Origin of the sequence: Pedobacter terrae, from assembly GCF_900100705.1 — a bacterium.
Lineage (GTDB): Bacteria > Bacteroidota > Bacteroidia > Sphingobacteriales > Sphingobacteriaceae > Pedobacter > Pedobacter terrae.
The window spans coordinates 128,986-149,838 of record NZ_FNCH01000005.1; the positions used below are offsets into that span (position 1 = coordinate 128,986).

A 20,853-nucleotide genomic window follows, 5' to 3' on the forward strand; every position below is an offset into this window, starting at 1 on the left:
AGATGTCAAAAACATTAGTAGAAAAAATTTGGGATGCTCACGTTGTAAAAAGTGAAGAAGGATTTCCTGATATTTTATACATTGATACACACTTAATACACGAGGTTACCTCACCGCAGGCATTTGATGGCTTACGTAAAAGAGGATTGCCTGTTTTTCGTCCGAAACAAACGGTGGCCACTGCCGATCATAATGTGCCTACGTTAAATCAATTACTGCCGATTAAAGAAGAGCTTTCACGCTATCAGGTAGATATGCTCACTAAAAACTGTGCGGAATTCGGGATAGAATTGTACGGATTAGGCCATCCTTTTCAGGGTATTGTACATGTTATCGGTCCAGAATTAGGCATTACCTTACCAGGCAAAACAATGGTTTGCGGCGATAGTCATACCTCAACACATGGTGCTTTTGGTGCCATTGCATTTGGTATCGGTACCTCGCAGGTAGAGCAGGTTTTCGCTACGCAATGTTTACTGCAATCGAAACCTAAAACCATGAAAATTGAAGTAAACGGCGAGCTTGAAAAAGGTGTTGGTGCAAAAGACATTATCTTATACATTATCGCACAGATTTCTGCTGCCGGTGGTACCGGTTATTTCATCGAATATGCAGGTTCGGCAATCGAATCGTTAAGTATGGAAGCCCGCATGACCATCTGTAATATGAGTATCGAAATGGGTGCACGTGGTGGATTAATTGCACCAGATCAAACTACATTCGATTACATTAAAGGAAGAGAATTTGCTCCGGCTGGCGAAGAGTGGGATAAAGCTTTAGCTTACTGGAAAACATTATATAGCGATGCTGATGCAAAATTTGATAGCGTGTTAACTTTCGATGCTGCAGATATTGCCCCAATGATTACTTACGGTACCAACCCAGGCATGGGAATGGGTATTCAGGAACATATTCCGGCAACCACAGCACAACCAGAAACGGAAAAGGTATCTTACAAAAAAGCTTTGGATTACATGGGTTTCGACGATGATTCATCATTGATCGGAAAACCTGTTGATTATGTTTTCATTGGAAGCTGTACCAACTCACGCATTGAAGATTTACGTGAAGTGGCCAATTTTGTTAAAGATAAACGCAAAGCGGATAACGTTACGGTTTGGATTGTTCCAGGCTCAAAACAGGTAGAACAACAAGCTAAAAACGAAGGTCTGGATAAAATTTTCGAAGCCGCCGGTTTCCAGTTACGCGAACCGGGATGCAGTGCCTGTTTAGGCATGAATGAAGATAAAATCCCGGCAGGTAAATATTGTGTGTCCACTTCAAACAGAAACTTTGAGGGTAGACAAGGACAAAATGCACGTACCTTATTGGCCAGTCCACTTACAGCCGCAGCTGCAGCCGTAACCGGAAAAATTACCGATGTGAGGGAAATGCTCGAAAAGGTTTAACCCCAAAATCCCCTAAAGGGGACCTAATTGCGATGAAGAATGATATAGCCAATATACAATCAAAAGCCCCCTCAAGGGGGTTGGGGGTTCTAGAAGTTGCCATATTAAATGTAAAAGCCGGCTTATCGGCTGATTTTGAAAAAGCTTTCAGCGAAGCGCAAAAAATCATTTCTGATGGGGAAGGTTACATTTCACATCAGCTTCAAAAATGTGTAGAGGTAGAAGATAAATATATTCTGCTGGTAAACTGGGAAACACTGGAGGCACATACTGAAGGATTCAGAGGATCAGCAGCGTACCAGGATTGGAAAAAGTTATTGCATCACTTTTACGATCCTTTTCCAACAGTAGAGCACTTTACTAAGGTAGAAGGCTGAAAGTTTATAATAAATATTAAATCAATGAATCACCCCAATCGGTGAAATCATTTAAATCTGTGTAATCATCATTAATAATGAAAAAATTCACAAAATTAACATCGGCAGTAGTGCCTTTAAACATAGAAAACATTGATACCGACCAGATTATACCTGCCAGGTTTCTAAAAGCGACTACCCGCGAAGGTTTCGGTGAAAACTTATTCCGCGATTGGCGCTACAATGGAGATAATACACCAAAACCAGAATTTGTATTGAACAACCCCACCTATAGCGGTCAGGTTTTAGTTGCAGGCAAAAACTTTGGTTGTGGTAGTAGTCGCGAGCATGCCGCCTGGGCTATTCAGGATGCTGGCTTTGATGCGGTAATCAGCAGCTTTTTTGCCGATATTTTTAAAGGCAATGCCCTGAACAACGGCTTGTTACCTATCCAGGTAAGCGATACCTTCCTGGCACAAATTTTCAAAGCGGTTGACAGCAATCCAAAATCAGCCCTAGAAGTTGATCTGGAAAATCAAACCGTTACCATTGTAGAAACTGGTGCTAAAGAATCTTTCGAGATTAATCCTTACAAAAAATCGTGCCTGATAAATGGTTACGATGATATCGATTTCATCTTAAACCAAAAACAATTAATTGAAGAATTTGAACAAGCCAGGTAATGGATAAACCATTCGTTTACATACAGGATTTAAATTTGGGTTACCGCAACAAAGCGGTACTTAAGGATTTGTATTGGGAAATGAATATTGGTGAAAACTATGCTATAGGAGGCAAAAGCGGAACCGGAAAAACATCTTTGGCCAAATCCATTGCAGGCCTCGTCTCTTACCAGGGAAGCATAGAAATTAATTTTGATCAGCTGCGTGAACTTCCTCAAGAGGTACTTTATGTGGAAAGCTGGTACCAGTTTAAAAATTTAGAAGGTGTAGCCAATTTTTATTATCAGCAACGGTACACCAGTTTACAGGCTAATGATACTTTAACCGTTCATGCAGAATTGGTGAGTTATGGCAAAGAAAAAGACCTTCAATTCGATCAGGTTGAACCGATTTTAGAAGCTTTGGGCTTTGCAACATTTGCCAGTTCGCAATTAATCGAATTATCCAGCGGCGAACATAAAAAATTACAACTGGTAAAAGCACTTTGGTTAAAACCGCAATTGTTAATTATCGATCAACCTTATACAGGTTTAGATACTGCTTCGCGTAAAAACCTGAACATTCTATTGGATCAGGTAGCTGAAGAAGGCGTGCAATTGATATTGATCAGTAATGATAGCGAATTACCAAATTCCATTCATTCTTTTGTTGAAATAAGAGAGGGGAAATTGGTTGAAGCAGACACTTTAGAAAATTCAACTACCGAAATCCATTTAAGAGAAATTCCGGAATTTTTAAAAGCATCACCTCTTTACAGTTCTCAGGATATCGTTAAAATGGTTGATGTAAACATCAGCTATGGTGAAAAACAGGTATTAAAAAACATCAATTGGGAAATTAAAGCTGGAGAAAAATGGCTTCTACAGGGGCATAATGGTTCAGGAAAATCAACCTTACTAAGCCTGATCAACGGTGATCATCCACAATCTTACGCCAACGAACTTTATTTATTTGGCAACAGACGTGGAAGCGGCGAAAGCATTTGGGACATTAAACAACATATCGGTTTAATATCACCTGAGTTTCATTGGTATTTCGATACCACGGCTACTGTTTGGCAAAGCATTGCCTCTGGTTTTTACGATACTGTAGGTTTATTCCAGCAGTTGCCTTATACCAAAAGCACCCAGGTAGATGAACTGATAGCATACTTTGGCCTCACTGAAAGTAAAAATGAATTATTAACCGCGCTCCCACTTGGCAAACAACGGCTGGTATTGCTAGCGCGGACGATTATAAAAAACCCGGAGCTTTTAATTCTGGACGAACCCTGCCAGGGCTTAGACCAACAGCAGACAAAACATTTTAACCAATTGGTTGATGAATTGAGCAGCAATGGGATGACCTTAATTTACGTTGGCCATTTTGAATCGCAGCTGCCAACCTGCATAGAAAAAAGAATATTGTTAGAAAAAGGCGGGGTAAAAGTCGTCGAAAGTTTAAATACAGAAATATTAAGCTGATGCAAAATTAACCAGATTAAAAGGATGGACCCAGATTAAATTTAATGGTTTGTAAAGATACAACCATAGCAGAAATTAATCTTGAAAATTCATGGTAAAACTGTAACAGCAAAAGAGAAGTCAACAATGAAGAAGAACATTTTAGTAATACCTGGAGATGGTATCGGACCCGAAGTTACCACTTGGGGAAAAGCAGCATTAGAAAAAATTGCTGAGATTTTTGGTCACGAATTCGTATTTGAAGAGGCTTTAATGGGCCATGCAGCGATTGAAGTTACGGGTGAGCCTCTGCCGGATGAAACTTTAGAAAGTGCCAGAAAAAGCGATGCCATCCTTTTTGGAGCGATTGGCCACGCTAAATACGATAACGACCCCAGTTTAAAAGTTAGACCAGAACAAGGATTGTTAAAAATCCGCAAAGAACTGGGCCTATTTGCCAATCTCCGCCCGATATTACTATTTGATGAACTTCTTCAGGCATCAAGCATTAAACCCGAAATTTTAAGGGGAACGGATATTTTGTTCTTCCGCGAGTTAACCGGCGATGTTTACTTTGGTGAGAAAACACGTTCTGAAGACAGAAATACGGCTTCTGACTTAATGATTTACCATCGTTATGAAGTTGAGCGTATTGCGCACAAAGCTTATCAGGCGGCTCAACAGCGCAACAAACGGTTATGCTCAGTAGATAAAGCCAATGTTTTGGAAAGCTCACGCCTATGGCGTGAAACCGTTCAGGAAATTGCCAAACAATATCCTGATGTAGAAACGGAGCATATGTTTATCGATAACGCGGCCATGCAACTGATCAAAAATCCGAAAAAGTTCGATGTAGTATTAACCGCCAACTTATTTGGGGATATTTTAACCGATGAAGCTTCGCAAATTGCAGGTTCGATGGGGATGCTGGCTTCGGCTTCTGTTGGCGAGAGCACTGGTTTCTTCGAACCCATCCATGGTTCTGCGCACGATATTGCCGGTAAAGATTTAGCTAATCCGCTAGCCTCTATCCTATCGGCAGCACTGATGCTGGAAATTGGTTTCGGACTAAAAGAAGAAGCCAAATTATTGGTTGACACCATAGACCAGGTATTAAAAGAAGGCTTTAGAACGCACGATATTGCCGACCAAAGCACTAACCGTTTTAAAGTTTTGGGTACCGCCGAAATGGGTAAACTGGTACTTAAATTCTTATCTCAAAAATTAATCAACTCCTAAACGCAAGATTATGATTCACGACCCAAACAAAGTTTATATTTTCGACACGACGTTACGTGACGGTGAGCAGGTTCCAGGCTGCCAGTTAGATACAAACCAAAAAATAGAAATCGCAAAATCGCTCGAGCTTTTAGGTGTTGATGTGATTGAGGCTGGTTTCCCGGTATCAAGCCCAGGCGATTTCAACAGTGTAATTGAATTATCAAAAGCAGTTACCAACCCGATTATCTGTGCTTTAACGCGTGCAAATAAAAACGATATCGATGTTGCTGCAGATGCTCTGCGTTATGCCAAAAGGCCACGTATTCATACCGGTATCGGCTCATCTGATTTCCACATCAAGCATAAATTTAACAGTACCCGCGAAGAAATTTTAGAACGCGCTGTTGAAGCCGTAAGGTATTCGAAAAAATTCGTGGAAGATGTGGAGTTCTACGCAGAAGATGCCGGCCGTGCCGATATTGAATTTTTGGCCAAAATGGTTGAAGCGGTAATTGCTGCCGGCGCTACTGTGGTAAATATTCCAGATACCAATGGGTATTGTTTGCCAGATCAATATGGTTCTAAAATCCTTTATTTAAAAGAAAACGTAAAAAATATCGATAAAGCCATTATCTCGGTGCATTGCCACAATGATTTAGGCTTAGCTACGGCAAATTCTATTGCCGGCTTACAAAATGGTGCCCGCCAGGTAGAATGTACCATTAACGGCATTGGTGAGCGTGCAGGCAATACATCAATGGAAGAAGTGGTCATGATTTTGAAAACGCACAAAGTTCTAGGTTTGAATACCCAGATCGATACCACCCGTTTTTACGAAATGAGCCATATGGTGCGAAACCAGATGAATATGCCGGTACAACCCAACAAAGCGATTGTTGGCGGAAACGCATTTTCGCACAGTTCGGGTATCCATCAAGATGGCTTCTTAAAAAACCGCGAAAACTACGAGATTATTAAACCGGAAGATGTTGGTTTTCCTGATGCGACTATTGTTTTAACAGCAAGAAGCGGTCGCCATGCTTTAAAACATCATTTAGAGCGATTAGGGCATCAATTGGAAAAAGAACACTTAGATATTGTTTACAAACAGTTTTTAATTTTAGCCGATAGCAAACAAGGCATTAACGACCAGGACTTAAATCAATTGGTTGCGTTGCATTTGGCCTAAAAGCTGAAAGGTTAAAGACTAAAGCTTAAAGCGACAAACGAACGGCCTAAAGGCTCAGGGTTTGGCGTTGAGCGGTAAGCGTCTAACTTTATTGCACTGAATAAGCTTCTTAAACCTGATCCGATAGCTATCGGATGAAATGAGCATGAAGCGCAGCGGAATAAAATGTAAAGCAGGACAGCCGCAACCGATGAAATACCGAACCCTGCTTTACAAAAAATATAAGAGAAGACCAGTCTAGATACCTGATTCTCTCTACTTGATACTAAAAAAATGAATACGACAACACCACATACATTAGATTTTAAATCTGCATCAGAAAGACTCAAAAACGTGGTAAAACGTACCCCACTTGAGTTTAATGCCGGACTTTCTTCTTTCTATAATGCCAATATTTATTTAAAAAGGGAAGATTTGCAGATTGTACGTTCTTATAAACTTCGTGGTGCTTACAATAAAATCAGTTCCTTGCCTCAGGAATTGTTGATAAACGGAGTGGTTTGTGCAAGTGCCGGAAACCATGCACAAGGTGTGGCTTACTCTTGCAAAAAACTGGGCATTAAAGGGGTAATATTTATGCCCGAAATTACCCCCAAACAAAAAGTAAAACAAACTTATATGTTCGGTGGCGAAAATGTGGAAGTAATTTTAGTTGGCGATACTTTTGACGATTGTTTAAAAGAAGCTTTGGCTTATAGTGCCGAAAAATCGGCCACTTTTATCCCTCCATTTGATGATGAAAAAGTAATAGAGGGACAAGCTACCGTAGGCGTAGAAATTTTTGAAGATCTGCCAGATTTAGACATGGTGGTAATGCCTGTAGGCGGTGGTGGCCTGGCATCAGGCGTGAGTGCTTATTTGAAAACTGTAAAACCAGAGGTAAAACTGGTTGGTGTGGAACCCCTGGGTGCACCATCCATGGTTACAGCTATGGAACATGGTGGCCCGTATACATTAGATGAAATAGACCGTTTTGTGGATGGTGCTGCTGTAAAAAGGATCGGCCATATTACTTACGGGTACTGTAAGGACCTGCTTGATCAGATGCATTTAATTCCTGAAGGAAAAATCTGTACTACTATCTTAAAACTATATAATGAGGATGCCATTGTGGTAGAACCTGCCGGCGCACTATCTGTGGCTGCATTAGATCAGCTTAAAGACCAAATTGTGGGTAAAACAATAGTTTGTATTGTTAGCGGCGGAAACAACGATATAGAGCGCATGCAGGAGATCAAAGAGAAGTCTTTACTTTTCGAAGGTTTGAAACATTACTTTATTGTTCGTTTCCCACAAAGACCAGGTGCTTTAAAATTATTTGTAAATGAGGTTTTAGGTCCGAAGGACGATATTACCCGTTTTGAATTTATTAAAAAAACCAACAGGGAAAATGGTCCGGCGCTGGTGGGCATAGAACTTTCTAACAAAAACGATTACGCCAGTTTATTGCAGCGCATGAAAGATTTTAAATTCGAAATTATTGAACTAAACCAGGATCAGACTTTGTTTGAGTATTTGGTTTAAGGGTCTAACATTTAACCCCAAAGGGCGTAAAGTTTTTCGCAAACAGAATTAAGCCTAGTCCGTCATTTCGAGCGGAGTGCAACAAAGTAGCTGCGCTTCAGTCGAGATGACGCTTTTTTTTAAGCAAAAAATAAAAAAATGAACTTCAAAGATTTAACCAACAAAACCTTAATTTCCGATCAAGATATCAGCTGGGAAGATTTAGGGGCTGGCGTAAAACGCAAAATCATGGCTTACGATAACAACCTGATGTTAGTTAAAGTAGCATTTGAAAAAGATGCCATTGGTACCATTCACAATCACCCACATTTGCAGATGAGTTATGTAGCCAAAGGCAGTTTTGAAGTAAGCATGTAAGGGGGTTAAAACCAAATGTTCCATTATCAATATATAAAAAAGTGCAAAATTTGTGCGATTCTAAAGCCTAAACGTATATTTAGGCAAAAAGCAAAATAAAACGACTTGTTCTATTTTCTTGTATTTAGTTGGATTTATCTTGTAATCTTTAAATAGGTTTTAAAAGATTATTAAAGTTATCTTGTATAAGCCTTAAAAATGTGCGCTATTTAGATAAGTTTTGAAGTTGTTCTGCCATTAAAGTTACTTTAGCCTCCAGATCATTAAACCGTCCGTATAGTTCGCCTGGCTCTGGGAAATCGAACAAAACACCAGCCCGTAAATACCATAATTCCAAAACATCAGATTGATCTAAAATTATATTCGGGTAATCTCTTTTATTTTGATTGTCAGATATTAAAATAAGCTTTCCAGTATCGTGAACGCGGTTTAATACTCTTTTAATTACAATCCCTTCAGACTTTGTAACTACGATATAGATGCGTCTATCGCGTATATCTTCAATGCTTTCAGTCCATCTGCCAACAGCAATAGATGAATTTGGAAGCGTTGGCATACTATGGCCTTTTACTTCAAATGCACGATGTGTACCACCTCGCACGCCTGGCATTTTAATAGTTGGAAGGTTACCAATATATTCAGGATCGCCGTAGCCATTTAAGTAGCCAGCCGCCGCTTTTGCTCCTACAAGCGTTACCAAGTCTTCATTATTTTCACTAATTGCGATAACCTTTGGTAAGCCTAAATTGGTAGTTGGGGGGGCAGTTGGGGGGGCAAAATTGCCAGAAGTTGGGGGGGCATTTCCATCCGATTCTATGCCAGTAAGTATTGTTATTGCATTATTATCTTCAGGGGTATTCGCTTTTTCTGTGTTGCCATTATTTGGGGCAGCCAGCATATCACCATTTCCAGTAATTAGCCAAATTAGATTTAAGTCTAAATATTCAGTCGCAAGCTTCTGAAGTATCGAACTTCCTATTTCACCCTTCCTATTATTAGAATTTTGTATATAAGCATTGGCCACACCTAACGCCTTTTCAGCCTTACTCGGAGAAATATTATTGTACTTAAGATATTCGAGAAGCCTATCTATAGGGCGTTTTGAAGCCATTAGTTAAATAAAATAGATTATTGTATAAATAAATTTGTTTTATATAGATTATTGTCTAATATTTGTGTCGCAAAGAAACACTTTTGCAACGAAGATATGAAAAATCAAAACCAAATGTACCAAAAACAAAAAAAGGCTGAAATCAATATACCAGCCTCGGTTACGGCTGAAATCGTTGGTTGTAGCGAAAGTTTAGTAAAGCAGGTACGTACGGGAGACCGTAACGCATCAAAAGGCGCTGGCGCTAAAGTGGCTGTTGTTGATGATTTATTGACTACTGGCACAAATGCACTGATTCAACACATTAAAGAGGTTGTAAAACTAGGGTAATGCAGTATTTAAACACAAATATCCTTTGTTTGAGTTACGATGAATATATCGCATACTTTGGGCTTGAAAGCTACAAAAGCGATAAGAAACGTAACCTGATGACCGTTCACGGCATTGGAGGCAATGGCCGTAAAGTGTTTATTGAATTTGAAAGCTTGCAGCCAAAGCGTAAAGAAGTCATAGTAAAAAAGATAGGTAGCCCCTACGAATACATGGCAAAACAGCCGATACTAGACTTAATTGACTGGGATTACATGGCTCAATCTTTCTACTCCGATTTTGTACTCCCTAACGGCGACAAATTACCAAATACCAATATTAACGCGAAGGGTAAAGAGCAAATCAACTATGTTGAGCGCTATACTAAAGCCGCCAGCTGGTTAAATATGATAGACCGTTTAACAAATGATAAAAGGGCTTTAAAACAGCTTTTAAATCTATCGGTAATGGATTTTTGGGATACGGTTAGTGAGCTGATTTTAAAGGAGGGTGTTAAACTTCCAAGTGCGCCAAAAAGACTTAAAGAAAAAGTTAAAGAATATAAAGCTTTTGCTGATACGGAAGATCGTTATGCATCATTAGTGGATTTAAGCAAGTTTGGCAATAGTCATTCTACTAAAATCAAAGATGAAGAAAGCGAAGCATTGCTTTTAAAAATGCTTAGTGATCCACGCAAACAAGATAATACTGTTATTGCTGCTGCCTATAACCTTTGGGCTAAGAAAGCAGATAAACCAACCATAAGCGTTGGGGCTGTTGGCTATTTCGCCCGTAATAATGAGCATATTATTGCGCCTTTAAGGGATGGTTTAAAGAAAGCCGCTAATACTTACACCAAAGATATACAGCGTAAACGTGCTACTGCACCACTGCTATTTATTAACGCCGATGATAACTGTTTAGATTTATTCTTTGAAGTTGAGAAGCTGAAGGCTGATGGTAAAGTACAAAAAAGCAAGCATTACCGCCCGATGTTATACGTGATCATTGACACTTACAATGATTATGTCTTAGGTTATGCCGTTGGTGATACTGTTACTCATGAACTTGTTTATTCAGCATTTAGAAATGCTATTAACCATATCGCTGAACTTACTGGCGGCTATTATCTTCCACATCAGTTACAAACTGATAGATGGGGATTAGATGTAAAACATAAAAATGAATTAGGTCAGTTTTATAAAAAAGTTGCCCGTTTTACGCCTCAATCTCATGGCGTGCCGCAAGGTAAATACATTGAAAGATCATTTGGCGTAGAGTGGCACCAAGTATTAAAGGTAATGCCAACTAATAACTATGCAGGTCAGAATATTACCGCTAAAGAGCGGTTGAGCGCTGAATACATTGTAGAAGCAAGCAAAAACTATCCAAGCATTGACAGAATGCCGGAAGTTGTAGCCAGTTTCATCAACGTTATGCGCATGAAAGCTAACCCTAAAACGGGTATTAGCCGCCAATCTGAATGGCTAAATGCTTTCCATGCATCTGAAAAAAGCCAGCAAAAGGCCATTGATGTTAGCTTAAAACTTCAATTATTTGGTAAAAAGTACGAACACGATGCAACAATTACCAAAAGCGGCTTAAAACCAGTTATAGGCGGCGAAAAGATCACTTTAAACATTCCGCCCGAAGTAATCTGGCAAAACAACGGTAAAAAGGTGGATATCATTTATGATCCTCAAAACCTTAACGAAATGATGGTAACGGATGGTAAAGGCTTAAGCTTTATCGCTCCAAAATACGACTTCGTACCATCCAATTTCGCTGACTATAAAGAAGGTGACCATGCCAGAATACAGGGGCTGTTTGACGAAAAGAAAAACATTAACCGCTTGATGGCAGAAACCATTCAAAACCGACTAAAATCTTTACCAAACATCAACGTAGAAGGCTTAATGCAAGGCGGGGTATTGCTTAAGGATTTGAAAAACGAAGCGGAGCGTGAATACTTAGAAAACCTTTACCAGCCGCAAGAAATCGAAGCGCCAACAGTGGTGCTACCTGAAGCTAAGAAAAAAATTAAAGCATCTAAGAAAGTTTTAGCTATTGCTGAAGCGGAAACTGAAGATGTAGATATAAGAGATTTTTATTAATAAAAAAGCCGCCACGGTGGGCGTGGCAGCTAAACTTTTAAAATGTGTATTATGAATACGGTAACAAAAGAACAAATTAAAAATGAATTAGCCAATTACGTGGCTAAAATCGGTAGCCAGAATGCAGCAAGCAAAAGGTTAACCAATGTTTCAAACGCTACGATTAGCAATATTCTGGCTGATAAATGGGATAATATCGGTGAAACGATGTGGTTATCCATTCAAAAGCAAGTAACTGTTTCTTTAGATGGCTGGCAGGTTGTTACAAACGTTCGCAGGGTAAAACAATTGCATCAGCTATACTCTGATGCCAAAGATTTTAGCGAAGTGTTTTGTGTAGTTGCGCCAGCTGGTAGCGGAAAATCTCAACCTGCTACATTATTTACTGAACACCCGAATGTTTACCGCGTGGTGTGTAAAGAGCATTTTAGCCGCAAAACTTTCTTAGTTGAATTACTTACCGCAATGGGTAAAGACGGTAGCGGCTACACCATTCATGAATTAATGAATGAGGTTTTAAATTCTATTCTAAAAGCCGAAAAACCGCTAATTATTCTGGATGAAGTTGATAAGCTGAATGATCAGGTATTGTACTTCTTTATAAGCATCTATAATACTACTGAAGATAAATGCGGCATCGTGCTTCAGGCTACAGATTTCTTTAAAAAACGAATTACTAGAGGTGTTAGCGCTAACCGTAAAGGGTACAAAGAAATTTATAGCCGTTTCGGTAGAAACTTCGTTGAGTTGCCGAATAATACTGATAGAGATTTAGCCGAAATCATTAAGGCCAACGGCGTGAAAGAAGAAGGCGAAATAATCAGGATCACTAACCAAAGCGAGGGCGATATACGCCGTATAAAACGCCTTGTTAAGGCTTTTCTAAGAAAGGAGGCTGCATAATGGAACTTCAGGTAGGAAAAAGGTATTTAACTCGAAACGGTAGGGAGACTGGAGTTTTAATATTTGAAGAATGCTCATTCGGGTATTCCTTTAAAGACCCTACGAGGGTAGACTGTGAAGGTAAAAAGCAATGCTGGAAAAAAGATGGCTTTGCAATTTCACACAGAATAGAGACAGAAAACGATATCATTTCACCACTAGAATACACTCAAACTAAAATACCTTTTTAAATATGAACGCACAAAAATTTATAACCGAAGCTAACAAACAAAGAGTTTGCCAGCTGTTGGGTTGGTCATTAGATGACTACACCCAATACCAAGAAAATAAAGGGCTTGAGTATTTACGCGAAGTGGTTTGCTGTGATTTGTGGAGCGTTAACAACGTGGCTAAAGCCCCGCTTTTCTGGAAATGGTGGGTTAACCATTGGAACGCAAGGGATGCCGAATTTGTAGCTGATGCCAGTAGCTGGCCTTTAGACTGGCTACGCCGCAAATACAACGATTTGAATGCGGTGGATGGCTTTACGTTCTGGCCTCATAAAATCATCATGGAGCAAAGCTACGCGTACATGATTGGCGATGTAAATAAGGAATCTGTACGGGTATGAAAGGCACTGATGTTATTGCAATTGTAGAAAAGCAAACGGGCTTTACAGTAGCGCAAATGAAGGCTACACGTAAGGATGAAGTAATTAAGCCCCGTTATCTTTTAACGCTCCTATTGCACGAAGAAGGCTGGAGTGCTGGCAGGATAGCCGAATTATTTACCCGCAATAGAACAGGTACAGGGCAAGCCCTTAAAAATGCAGATAGGCTGTTAGGTAACGACAAATCATTTAAAGAAAACTATTTGGCATGCGTAGCCAAAATAACGGAAATAGAAGATGCGATTTAAAGCAAATCAGGAACAATTGGAAGGGGTGGTAAAGATGTTGGGTTTGATGCTGGATAGCTTCCCCGCTGAAACGATTGAGCAGGAGGTTTTTGAGGAAATTGTAAATAAGGTTTTCATCAGGCTTCAGGCTAAATCACTTCAGATATACTGCAATAATAATAGTTGGGCTTTTTCGCTCAACGCAATCGAAGCTAAATGCATCCATATTTTTTGCAAAAACACCTATATGGATGATGTAAACTACCACTACGAATCACACCAATTAAGAAAAGTATTCAACGAAATAGATAAAGTTTATGGAAGAATTAAACCAAAAAATAGCCCAAATAGAGGCATGGTTACGGGATCACCCGTATATAGACTGGATAGCCCGTCACGATAAGATCACAGAATTAGCAGAATTAAAAGAACAGTTAAAAACAGAAGAATATGAACACAGCAACATTAAGTAAACCAGCAAACGAATTATCAGCAGCAGAATTAAAAGCCCTATTGGCTGATAGAGAAAGTGAAGAACAAAGCCAGCGTATCCAAAAACGTAAAGATTACGAAATACTTAGGGATGGTACTGTAAATGAATTGGTAGGCGGTGCGCTGCATTTTAACGGCGCTTTAAAGGCTTTTAAAACCAATGCTTACAATGATCTTGAAGCAATGTATAAGCTGCTTCAGGAACACAGTTCACGCCACGAGAAAGGCAAAGGTACTTTCACTATTGAAAACAGTGAAAGCACAATGAAGGTGCAGTTTAAAAGGCACGATGCAACTATGTTCGATGAACGTGCTACGCAAGCGGAAAAATACATTCTGGAGTTTTTAACAGATGAATTTGGTGATGACAGCGAATCTGATCCACGCAACAAATTAATTAAAAAATTGCTGGAGCGTAAGAAGGGTAAAGTAGATAAAGACAATGTATTGCTTTTAGCTGGAATGAAGGATGATTTTGCTAATGCAAATTGGCATAAGGGAATTGAACTTTATTTAGAAAGTATCGTGCCAGCGCATACTAAATATTACGCTCAATTCTACTACCGTGATAGCGTTGATGATGCCTGGTTATCTATCGTTTTAGACTTTGCCAAACTATAAGGATATGGCAAAATTATTTCAAGTCAAATTAAGATTGTTCGAGCCAGATAAGCCCAACGTAAGATTTAAGCCAGCGCTAACAACAGCGCTGGTTAAAGCGAAAACAAAAGCGGAAGCTGAACAAAAAGCAAAAGATCAGTTACTAGTCATTGTTCGAAAACAGTTTACTACGGCTGATGCGAAAATAGTTAACAGCATTAGCATTCCCTTTACCCACTACTTTAAATAGCCCGATTGGCAATCTCCACGGTTCGAGACCGTGGCGGGTGCAAACTTTTAATAAAACAATTATGAACACAAAAACACCAATCAACGTACACGATAGTGGAAAAGGTATGTTTAATACCCGCAGTGGGCTGCTGGTAGATTTTAACAACCCTAAAGCTGAAATGATTATCAGCGAAGATATTGCACACGCACTAAGTAGGATTTGCCGTTTCGGCGGTCACACTTTAGGACATTACAGCGTTGCTGCACATAGCTTGCTGGTTGCCGCTTTAGCGCCTGAAGGTATGAAGCTGGAAGCGCTAATGCATGATGCAGCTGAAGCGTACGTAGGCGATGTAATAAAGCCGCTTAAGAATCTGTTAGGCGAAGTATATGAAAGCATAGAACATGCATTTGAATCGGTAATTATCGAAAAGTATTATTTAGATGGTCAGCTTTTAAAAGAAATTAAAAAATATGATCGTTGTGCTTTAGAAATGGAACATGCCGCTTATATCAAAGATGATCTTTCGGCCTACCATCATATTCATTCACTAATAGTGTCAGAGATAGGCGGCAATTTTCAGCAGTACCAGCTACCAGAAATATTCATGTGCCAGTTAGATAAATATCAACAGCAGCGGCTTAGAAACATGGAAGCGCCTGATAACATCTATTTTATTTAAAACCCATTTAAAACTCTTTAAAATGAAGCAAACAATAATCTGTTTAATTCTTGCAGCCGCTTTAGTTGGTTGCAAGAAAGAAGTAATTACCCCGTGTGATTGCAAGTGTGCTAAAGATAGCGTGCATCTATCCATAAAAGATAAGCTGATAATGAAATGAAAAGGAATGAGTTAACTACAGCGGGCGCTTTAGCAATTGGCGATACTTTCTATAAAGCCAGCGATAAAACTAAAAAGGTTTTTGAACGGATAACAGGCGAAGCCAAAGTAACTGATTTTGCAACGTACAACGTTACCGCTCGCAAGCATGGAAGTAAGTTTCCTGAAGCAATGAAAAGTAATACAGCCGTGGTGTTCTTGCGCCATATCGGCTAAAAACCCGATAATCTAAAATATCGGCTAATTACACGATAATATGAAAAGAGTATTCAATTTTTCAGGGGGGGCAACATCGGCACTCATGACAATATTAGGTAAGCCTACGCCAGATGATATAGTGTTGTTTACAGATACTAAGTGGGAAAGTCCTGAAACGTATAAGTTTATAGATGAATTTGAACTGTACGAAGGAATAAAGGTTCATCGTGTCGCTTATACGCATAGGAAAAGCCCAGGTATGGAAGGGTTTCCTGCATATCTTAATCACAAAGTGTATTTACCTAATAGAGAAAGAAGGATTTGTACAGAGGATTTGAAGGTTAGAACGGCAAAACGATACTTACGGACTTTAGGTGTTAGAAAATTTGAAAACCTTATAGGGTTTAGATTTGACGAAAAGCATAGAGTTGATAGAAATCAAAAAAGATTTGTTAATGTTTTCAATAAATTTCCACTGTATGATATGGGTGTCACAAAAGAAATGGTGGATCAGTACTGGCTGACTAAGCCGTATAGATTACAAATCCCAAGAATTTTAGGAAACTGTGATTTGTGTTTTCTGAAAGGGAAAAATGCAATTATAACAATATTGCAGCATCATCCAGAACTGGCTTCCAAATGGATAGATGCTGAAAATAACAATCACAAAAAAGGGCATAGCGCAACATTTATAAAAGGTATTTCATATAAAGAAATGCTTCATATCGCAAACTCACAAAGAACATTATTTGATATTGATTTAGCAGAGCCAGCATTTAGCTGCTCATGCAGTAACACTTAAATTTATTATGAAACCATTAGGAATAAAACAATTTCATCAGAAAACATTTAGCCTTTTAGATTTAAAAGGCAGCAAGTTCGCAGGGGTTTTGGGTAATGTTACCCGCCACTTTACATGCGTTATTTACGGGTACAGCGGCAATGGCAAAACAGAGTTCTGTGTACAGTTGGCTAAAGAACTGGCTAAGCATGGGCGGGTAGCATGGTTGAGTTACGAACAACGCCACGGCTTCGATTTGCAGACTGCTACACGCCGTAATAACATGGAAGAACAAAGCGGGAACTTTATCCCTATTGATCCGCTGGCTAACATTGAAAAGGGTGTAAGCTTGTTAGAGGATTTATATAATTACCTATCAAAGAAAGCAAGCCCTGAATATATTTTTATTGATAGTCTGGATTATACAGGTTTCACGTTTGATGATTACAAGCTTTTGAAAGAAAAGTTTGATGGTAAAAAGACTTTCATATTCATTACTCATGCCGATAAATCTGGCAATCTTAAGAAGTCCGTTAGCCGTGATGTTTTGTTTGATGGCGGTATGGGTATCCGCGTAAAAGATTTCATTGCTGAAGCTGAAAAGAATAGATACGGGGGCTTTGAGCCGCATATCGTGTACGAACAAAAAGCTAGGGAGCGCAATCCGGCATTCTTTACCATGAGGCTAAAAGGCCAAACAGCCCTGCCATTAGCGGGGGGTGCTGATGCTGTACCCGCCCCTAAAGATGGGGGTAATTTGCCAATACCCCCCCACTGAAAGTGTAGGGGTAAAAGCCAAACAGCCCCCTAAAGTAGATGGGCTAAAATTGTCAAAAACACCTATAGCGGTATGTTAAAGTACATTTTAACCAGTCCTAAGTTCACAGGAAGTGTAACTTTTGGCTATGATGGCGGTGGTTTCCTCGTTTACTTCCTAAATGAAACGGAAATGACACCCGTTCAAAAAGAGTGGTTACTTAGAAAATTGCCTTTAGGCGATGGCAGTTTAAAGGAAATTAGCAAGCTGATTGAAGGCAATTTAAAAGAAGTGCCAGCAGATTTAAGTTTTGAAACCTTTTGGGATAAGTACGATAAGAAGATAAACCGAAAGCGTACAGAGCCGATGTGGAAGAAAATGAGCGATGCTGAACGGATGGCGGCGATAATGAATATAAAGCCTTACGATAGTTATATACAACGCACGGGGATAGGGAAAGCACACCCTGAAAACTATTTAAAGAAAGAATATTTTAATGTTGAATGGCATAGAGAAAAGTAAAATGAAAAACACATATAAGAATAAAGTAAAATTCAGTTCCAGATATATCTATCAATCTGTTTATGTAAATCCTGTTCTAGGGGATGAAGCATGTATGTTCACAGAAGCGAATTTAATTGACATTGATAATAACGATTATTTACTTCTAAAATCACTTTCGTTCATAACAGATGAAGATTTAGAACTATTGCTGCCAATTGTTCAACCCACTTCTTACATGGGTTCTCTTACGAGGCCAAACATGGTAAAACAAATATTTAGGGAGTATTTAAATAAAAGCAGTTCCTTGCACGGTTTACAGTGGTGGCATATATCTGATTTTCTATGCTCCAGAGGCTACGCCATTCCTTACATGGGATTAAGCGTTGAAAAACAAATTGAATATGGATGGATAAAAATTTCGGCAACTACGGAAACCCGTAATGTTCAGAATTAACAACTATTTAGATTTGCAGCATGAAGAAAGATTTAACCGGATGGATTGAGATTAAAATAGAAAGCGATCTACCTTCACTAAACATAGATGTTTATTTGTGCTATAATGAACGTGATAATTTTCAGTTCAGAATGCCAAAATCAGCAGGGTTGATAGCTAAGATGTTTAAAGCAAAAGAAGTAACTCATTATAAAATGAACGATGGAAAAGATAACGACACCCCAACTAGTTAAGATTAAAATATTGATGAATCAACAGGGATTAATAGAATTTAGCCCTGAATTAGCCAAATCATTTAGCGATGGCCGTACAACAAGTGTTAGAGAGATGTACGGCCATGAAGCGTGGCTACTTATAAAGCATTTGGATGATGGAGGTAAAGAGCCAACGGCAAAAGAAAAGATGCAGCGTAAGATATTAAGCATGGCACATGAACAAGGCTGGAAGTTGCCTGGTGGTAAAATAAATATGGCTAAGGTGAATGGCTGGTGTATGAAGTACGGTGTGCCAGTTCATAAGCCGTTTAACGATTACAGTGAACTTGAATTACCTGCATTAGTTACCCAATTTGAAAAAATGTATGCAAAGCATTTGAGTTCAATTTAATATCTTCACAGCATGAAAAAGCTTACTTTATTTTTGATCTCAATTCCTTTTCTAAGTTTCTCGCAAACTTTTAAGTCAGATGATAGTATTGAAAGTGCTTACAAAGATCAGCCAGCGCATACTTTAGATACCGTTGTTATTTCAAGTTTAACGAAACAGCAGTTGTATAGTAACACGCTCAATTACCTTACTACTTCTTTTAAAGATTCCCGTTCGGTAGTTGAAATGAAAGATTCTGATTTAGGTGAAGTTTCTTTTAACGGTGTAATTGAATCTGATATCACTAATTTATATTTCAAATGTAAAGTGTATAATAAGGATAACAAGTTTAAGGTAGTTCTTTCAGCTTTAGAGTATAGTAAACCTATTGAGGGCTTAAACCTTTCAAAACGTCAGCTAAGGATTGCTAATAAAAACTTTGATCCAGAACAAAATAAAGTAGCAAGGCAAATAGCAACATCATTGATAAAAGATATAGCCTACCGGATCAACAAAAAGCCCGAAAATGATTTTTAATTTAAGCCCCAATTGGGGCTTTTTTTATGTTCAAAATCCATTTTGTAAAATGGATAACTAGATGTTATTTTTGTGCAACCAAGCACTATTAATGATACGCGGCTCACAAACACTGACCTCTATTTTTCCACCTGCATTCGAAGCCAAAAACAAGGGCAAAAGAAACGTATATGCATTAGATCGGGATGCATGTATGAGTTATCGTTTTTACTATTACTATCATCTGGAGCGTAAAAGATTTGATGATGCTATCTTAGATATGGAACGAGAGTTTTTTATAAGTGGCCGTACGATTGCAGACAGATTAACTGAAAACAACGACCTATTGAAAGATATCGCTAGAAACGCGCCAAGCCGTAAACAATTAAAACAACGATACCCACACTTTAACTGGAATTAGATAAATGAAAAGCCCCGAAATTTCGGGGCTTTTTTTAATCAATCTGTTTGGTGAATCCTGTTTTAAAAACAAACCTCATTACATCTAAATCCGCTCTTTGTTCTTCAATGCTGCTGATGCACTCCCAACGGTTCATTTCATTATCTCCAAAGCCTTGAAATAAAGCCTCTACTTCTTCAATTGTGTCATAATACTGCAAAGCTAAGTTAAGGCGCTGTGTGTCGCTTAAATTGCTGCTATCGGCAAATCTTTCGTGTGCTATACGAATGGTAACATTGCATTCGCATAGCTGTAAAGTTTCTGCAAGGTTTTTGCGCCGTGGTAGTGATATAGAAATCAATGCGCAAGGAAAGCGAACTGCTGGCCTTTCAGTCGTATCTATTTGCGCCCTGTCTTTATCTACGAATTTGATTGAAGGCATTTCCTTGAAACGCTCCAATGTTTTTAAATATATCTTTTTCATTTAACGTGTTTTTAAGTGGTTTTTAGCCCTTGCTTCAATCAGCGCAAGAAGAGCCTTGCTTTTGCCCATAAATTGCCGCTTAGGCATCATGTAATCCATTTTGCGGCTGAATCCCTGTATCTGTACTCTTTTGCCTTTTCCCATAAAGTTAGAGTTGTGGTGTGGCCTGACATATTGCACCCCTCGCATCCTTAAGCCTTCATTGTGTGTGCGGGCATAAGGAACTTTCGCGCTGCCAGCGTTAATGCGTACGCGTGACGATGTTACTAGCGATGGCCTTACGCTCATCATCAGATTATTGCTACGCATCATTAGAGAGCCTTTTTTAGGTTCGCGTTTCGGGTTCTTGTATGGTTTCCATGCTTCGCCATCCCAATTTTTCTGAATGAATCTTTCTTTGAAATGCTCTGTAGCGGTTTCGGCAACAATGTTTGGGAAACTTTGCAGCCGCCCGTTCAAGCTTAAGAAAAAGGCATTCAATTTGCTGTCAAAGTCTTTCATTTGCTTTTAATTCA

General features: G+C 39.0%; 30 protein-coding genes. 27 read left to right on the forward strand and 3 right to left on the reverse strand.

The annotated features are described in order from the left end of the window. Positions 1–2 precede the first annotated feature (2 nt). From leuC to BLR60_RS08490, 8 genes are all read left to right on the forward strand, one after another. Positions 3–1,409, forward strand: coding sequence for a 3-isopropylmalate dehydratase large subunit (gene leuC, locus BLR60_RS08455; RefSeq protein WP_090498740.1), 1,407 nt, complete (start codon positions 3–5; stop codon positions 1,407–1,409). A 32-nt stretch (positions 1,410–1,441) separates the two neighbouring features. After that, complete coding sequence (locus BLR60_RS08460) at positions 1,442–1,786, forward strand: antibiotic biosynthesis monooxygenase family protein (protein WP_090498742.1); 345 nt, start codon at positions 1,442–1,444, stop codon at positions 1,784–1,786. A gap of 77 nt (positions 1,787–1,863) precedes the next feature. Further along, on the forward strand, positions 1,864–2,448 hold the full coding sequence (leuD, locus tag BLR60_RS08465) for a 3-isopropylmalate dehydratase small subunit (RefSeq protein ID WP_090498744.1): 585 nt from the start codon (positions 1,864–1,866) through the stop codon (positions 2,446–2,448). Then, positions 2,448–3,911 carry an ATP-binding cassette domain-containing protein gene (locus tag BLR60_RS08470; RefSeq protein WP_090498746.1) on the forward strand — a complete coding sequence of 488 codons (1,464 nt, stop codon included), beginning with the start codon at positions 2,448–2,450 and terminating at the stop codon, positions 3,909–3,911. The genes leuD and BLR60_RS08470 overlap by 1 nt, the downstream gene beginning before the upstream one ends. 126 nt (positions 3,912–4,037) lie before the next feature. Beyond that, positions 4,038–5,129, forward strand: coding sequence for a 3-isopropylmalate dehydrogenase (leuB, locus tag BLR60_RS08475; protein WP_090499007.1), 1,092 nt, complete (start codon positions 4,038–4,040; stop codon positions 5,127–5,129). Positions 5,130–5,139: 10 nt separating this feature from the next. Beyond that, positions 5,140–6,300, forward strand: a complete 1,161-nt coding sequence (locus BLR60_RS08480; RefSeq protein ID WP_090498748.1) for a 2-isopropylmalate synthase — start codon at positions 5,140–5,142, stop codon at positions 6,298–6,300. Positions 6,301–6,573: 273 nt separating this feature from the next. Then, positions 6,574–7,824 carry a threonine ammonia-lyase IlvA gene (ilvA, locus tag BLR60_RS08485; protein ID WP_090498750.1) on the forward strand — a complete coding sequence of 417 codons (1,251 nt, stop codon included), beginning with the start codon at positions 6,574–6,576 and terminating at the stop codon, positions 7,822–7,824. Positions 7,825–7,962: 138 nt separating this feature from the next. Next, positions 7,963–8,181, forward strand: a complete 219-nt coding sequence (locus BLR60_RS08490) for a cupin domain-containing protein (RefSeq protein ID WP_208600602.1) — start codon at positions 7,963–7,965, stop codon at positions 8,179–8,181. Positions 8,182–8,386: 205 nt separating this feature from the next. On the opposite strand, the gene BLR60_RS08495 is transcribed toward BLR60_RS08490, so the two are convergent. Then, on the reverse strand, positions 8,387–9,292 hold the full coding sequence (locus BLR60_RS08495; protein WP_090498752.1) for a S24 family peptidase: 906 nt from the start codon (positions 9,290–9,292) through the stop codon (positions 8,387–8,389). Positions 9,293–9,388: 96 nt separating this feature from the next. Between BLR60_RS08495 and BLR60_RS08500 the strand changes: the two genes are divergently transcribed. The 19 genes from BLR60_RS08500 (at position 9,389) to BLR60_RS08590 (ending at position 19,875) form a co-directional block, all read left to right on the forward strand. Then, entirely contained in the window at positions 9,389–9,622 is a 234-nt protein-coding gene (locus BLR60_RS08500; RefSeq protein ID WP_090498754.1) for a hypothetical protein, read from the forward strand. Next, positions 9,622–11,715, forward strand: coding sequence for a hypothetical protein (locus BLR60_RS08505; RefSeq protein ID WP_090498756.1), 2,094 nt, complete (start codon positions 9,622–9,624; stop codon positions 11,713–11,715). Before BLR60_RS08500 ends, BLR60_RS08505 begins: the two co-directional genes overlap by 1 nt. Positions 11,716–11,766: 51 nt before the next feature. Further along, positions 11,767–12,618, forward strand: coding sequence for an AAA family ATPase (locus BLR60_RS08510; protein WP_167354705.1), 852 nt, complete (start codon positions 11,767–11,769; stop codon positions 12,616–12,618). Beyond that, complete coding sequence (locus BLR60_RS08515) at positions 12,618–12,848, forward strand: hypothetical protein (RefSeq protein ID WP_090498760.1); 231 nt, start codon at positions 12,618–12,620, stop codon at positions 12,846–12,848. The genes BLR60_RS08510 and BLR60_RS08515 overlap by 1 nt, the downstream gene beginning before the upstream one ends. A 2-nt stretch (positions 12,849–12,850) precedes the next feature. After that, on the forward strand, positions 12,851–13,228 hold the full coding sequence (locus tag BLR60_RS08520; protein WP_090498762.1) for a hypothetical protein: 378 nt from the start codon (positions 12,851–12,853) through the stop codon (positions 13,226–13,228). Continuing rightward, positions 13,225–13,515: a hypothetical protein gene (locus tag BLR60_RS08525; RefSeq protein WP_090498763.1), complete on the forward strand. Its 291-nt coding sequence runs from the start codon at positions 13,225–13,227 to the stop codon at positions 13,513–13,515. The genes BLR60_RS08520 and BLR60_RS08525 overlap by 4 nt, the downstream gene beginning before the upstream one ends. Beyond that, positions 13,505–13,897 (forward strand): hypothetical protein, encoded by a 393-nt coding sequence (locus tag BLR60_RS08530; protein WP_090498765.1) that lies wholly within the window; start codon positions 13,505–13,507, stop codon positions 13,895–13,897. Before BLR60_RS08525 ends, BLR60_RS08530 begins: the two co-directional genes overlap by 11 nt. Before the next feature lie 47 nt (positions 13,898–13,944). Then, positions 13,945–14,607 (forward strand): DUF3164 family protein, encoded by a 663-nt coding sequence (locus BLR60_RS08535; RefSeq protein ID WP_090498767.1) that lies wholly within the window; start codon positions 13,945–13,947, stop codon positions 14,605–14,607. Positions 14,608–14,611: 4 nt separating this feature from the next. Continuing rightward, positions 14,612–14,836, forward strand: coding sequence for a hypothetical protein (locus BLR60_RS08540; protein WP_090498769.1), 225 nt, complete (start codon positions 14,612–14,614; stop codon positions 14,834–14,836). Between the two features lie 61 nt (positions 14,837–14,897). Continuing rightward, positions 14,898–15,500 carry a hypothetical protein gene (locus BLR60_RS08545; protein WP_090498771.1) on the forward strand — a complete coding sequence of 201 codons (603 nt, stop codon included), beginning with the start codon at positions 14,898–14,900 and terminating at the stop codon, positions 15,498–15,500. A 156-nt stretch (positions 15,501–15,656) separates the two neighbouring features. Further along, the gene (locus BLR60_RS08550; protein WP_090498774.1) at positions 15,657–15,875 is read left to right on the forward strand and encodes a hypothetical protein; all 219 of its coding nucleotides are present in this window, start codon (positions 15,657–15,659) and stop codon (positions 15,873–15,875) included. Positions 15,876–15,915: 40 nt separating this feature from the next. Continuing rightward, positions 15,916–16,659 (forward strand): phosphoadenosine phosphosulfate reductase domain-containing protein, encoded by a 744-nt coding sequence (locus BLR60_RS08555; RefSeq protein ID WP_090498776.1) that lies wholly within the window; start codon positions 15,916–15,918, stop codon positions 16,657–16,659. A 7-nt stretch (positions 16,660–16,666) separates the two neighbouring features. Continuing rightward, positions 16,667–17,416 carry a P-loop NTPase family protein gene (locus BLR60_RS08560; protein WP_090498779.1) on the forward strand — a complete coding sequence of 250 codons (750 nt, stop codon included), beginning with the start codon at positions 16,667–16,669 and terminating at the stop codon, positions 17,414–17,416. A gap of 72 nt (positions 17,417–17,488) precedes the next feature. After that, entirely contained in the window at positions 17,489–17,917 is a 429-nt protein-coding gene (locus tag BLR60_RS08565) for a hypothetical protein (RefSeq protein WP_090498781.1), read from the forward strand. A 1-nt stretch (position 17,918) separates the two neighbouring features. Further along, positions 17,919–18,353 (forward strand): hypothetical protein, encoded by a 435-nt coding sequence (locus BLR60_RS08570; protein ID WP_143009045.1) that lies wholly within the window; start codon positions 17,919–17,921, stop codon positions 18,351–18,353. Between the two features lie 20 nt (positions 18,354–18,373). After that, complete coding sequence (locus BLR60_RS08575) at positions 18,374–18,586, forward strand: hypothetical protein (protein ID WP_090498785.1); 213 nt, start codon at positions 18,374–18,376, stop codon at positions 18,584–18,586. Then, positions 18,555–18,959, forward strand: coding sequence for a hypothetical protein (locus BLR60_RS08580; RefSeq protein WP_090498787.1), 405 nt, complete (start codon positions 18,555–18,557; stop codon positions 18,957–18,959). The genes BLR60_RS08575 and BLR60_RS08580 overlap by 32 nt, the downstream gene beginning before the upstream one ends. 12 nt (positions 18,960–18,971) lie before the next feature. Further along, positions 18,972–19,475, forward strand: coding sequence for a DUF4468 domain-containing protein (locus BLR60_RS08585; protein ID WP_090498789.1), 504 nt, complete (start codon positions 18,972–18,974; stop codon positions 19,473–19,475). Between the two features lie 91 nt (positions 19,476–19,566). Then, complete coding sequence (locus BLR60_RS08590; RefSeq protein ID WP_090498793.1) at positions 19,567–19,875, forward strand: hypothetical protein; 309 nt, start codon at positions 19,567–19,569, stop codon at positions 19,873–19,875. Positions 19,876–19,909: 34 nt separating this feature from the next. On the opposite strand, the gene BLR60_RS08595 is transcribed toward BLR60_RS08590, so the two are convergent. Then, a complete protein-coding gene (locus BLR60_RS08595; protein WP_090498796.1) occupies positions 19,910–20,338 on the reverse strand; it encodes a hypothetical protein in 429 nt (142 codons plus the stop codon). Then, positions 20,339–20,839, reverse strand: a complete 501-nt coding sequence (locus BLR60_RS08600) for a phage virion morphogenesis family protein (protein ID WP_090498798.1) — start codon at positions 20,837–20,839, stop codon at positions 20,339–20,341. Positions 20,840–20,853: the final 14 nt, after the last annotated feature.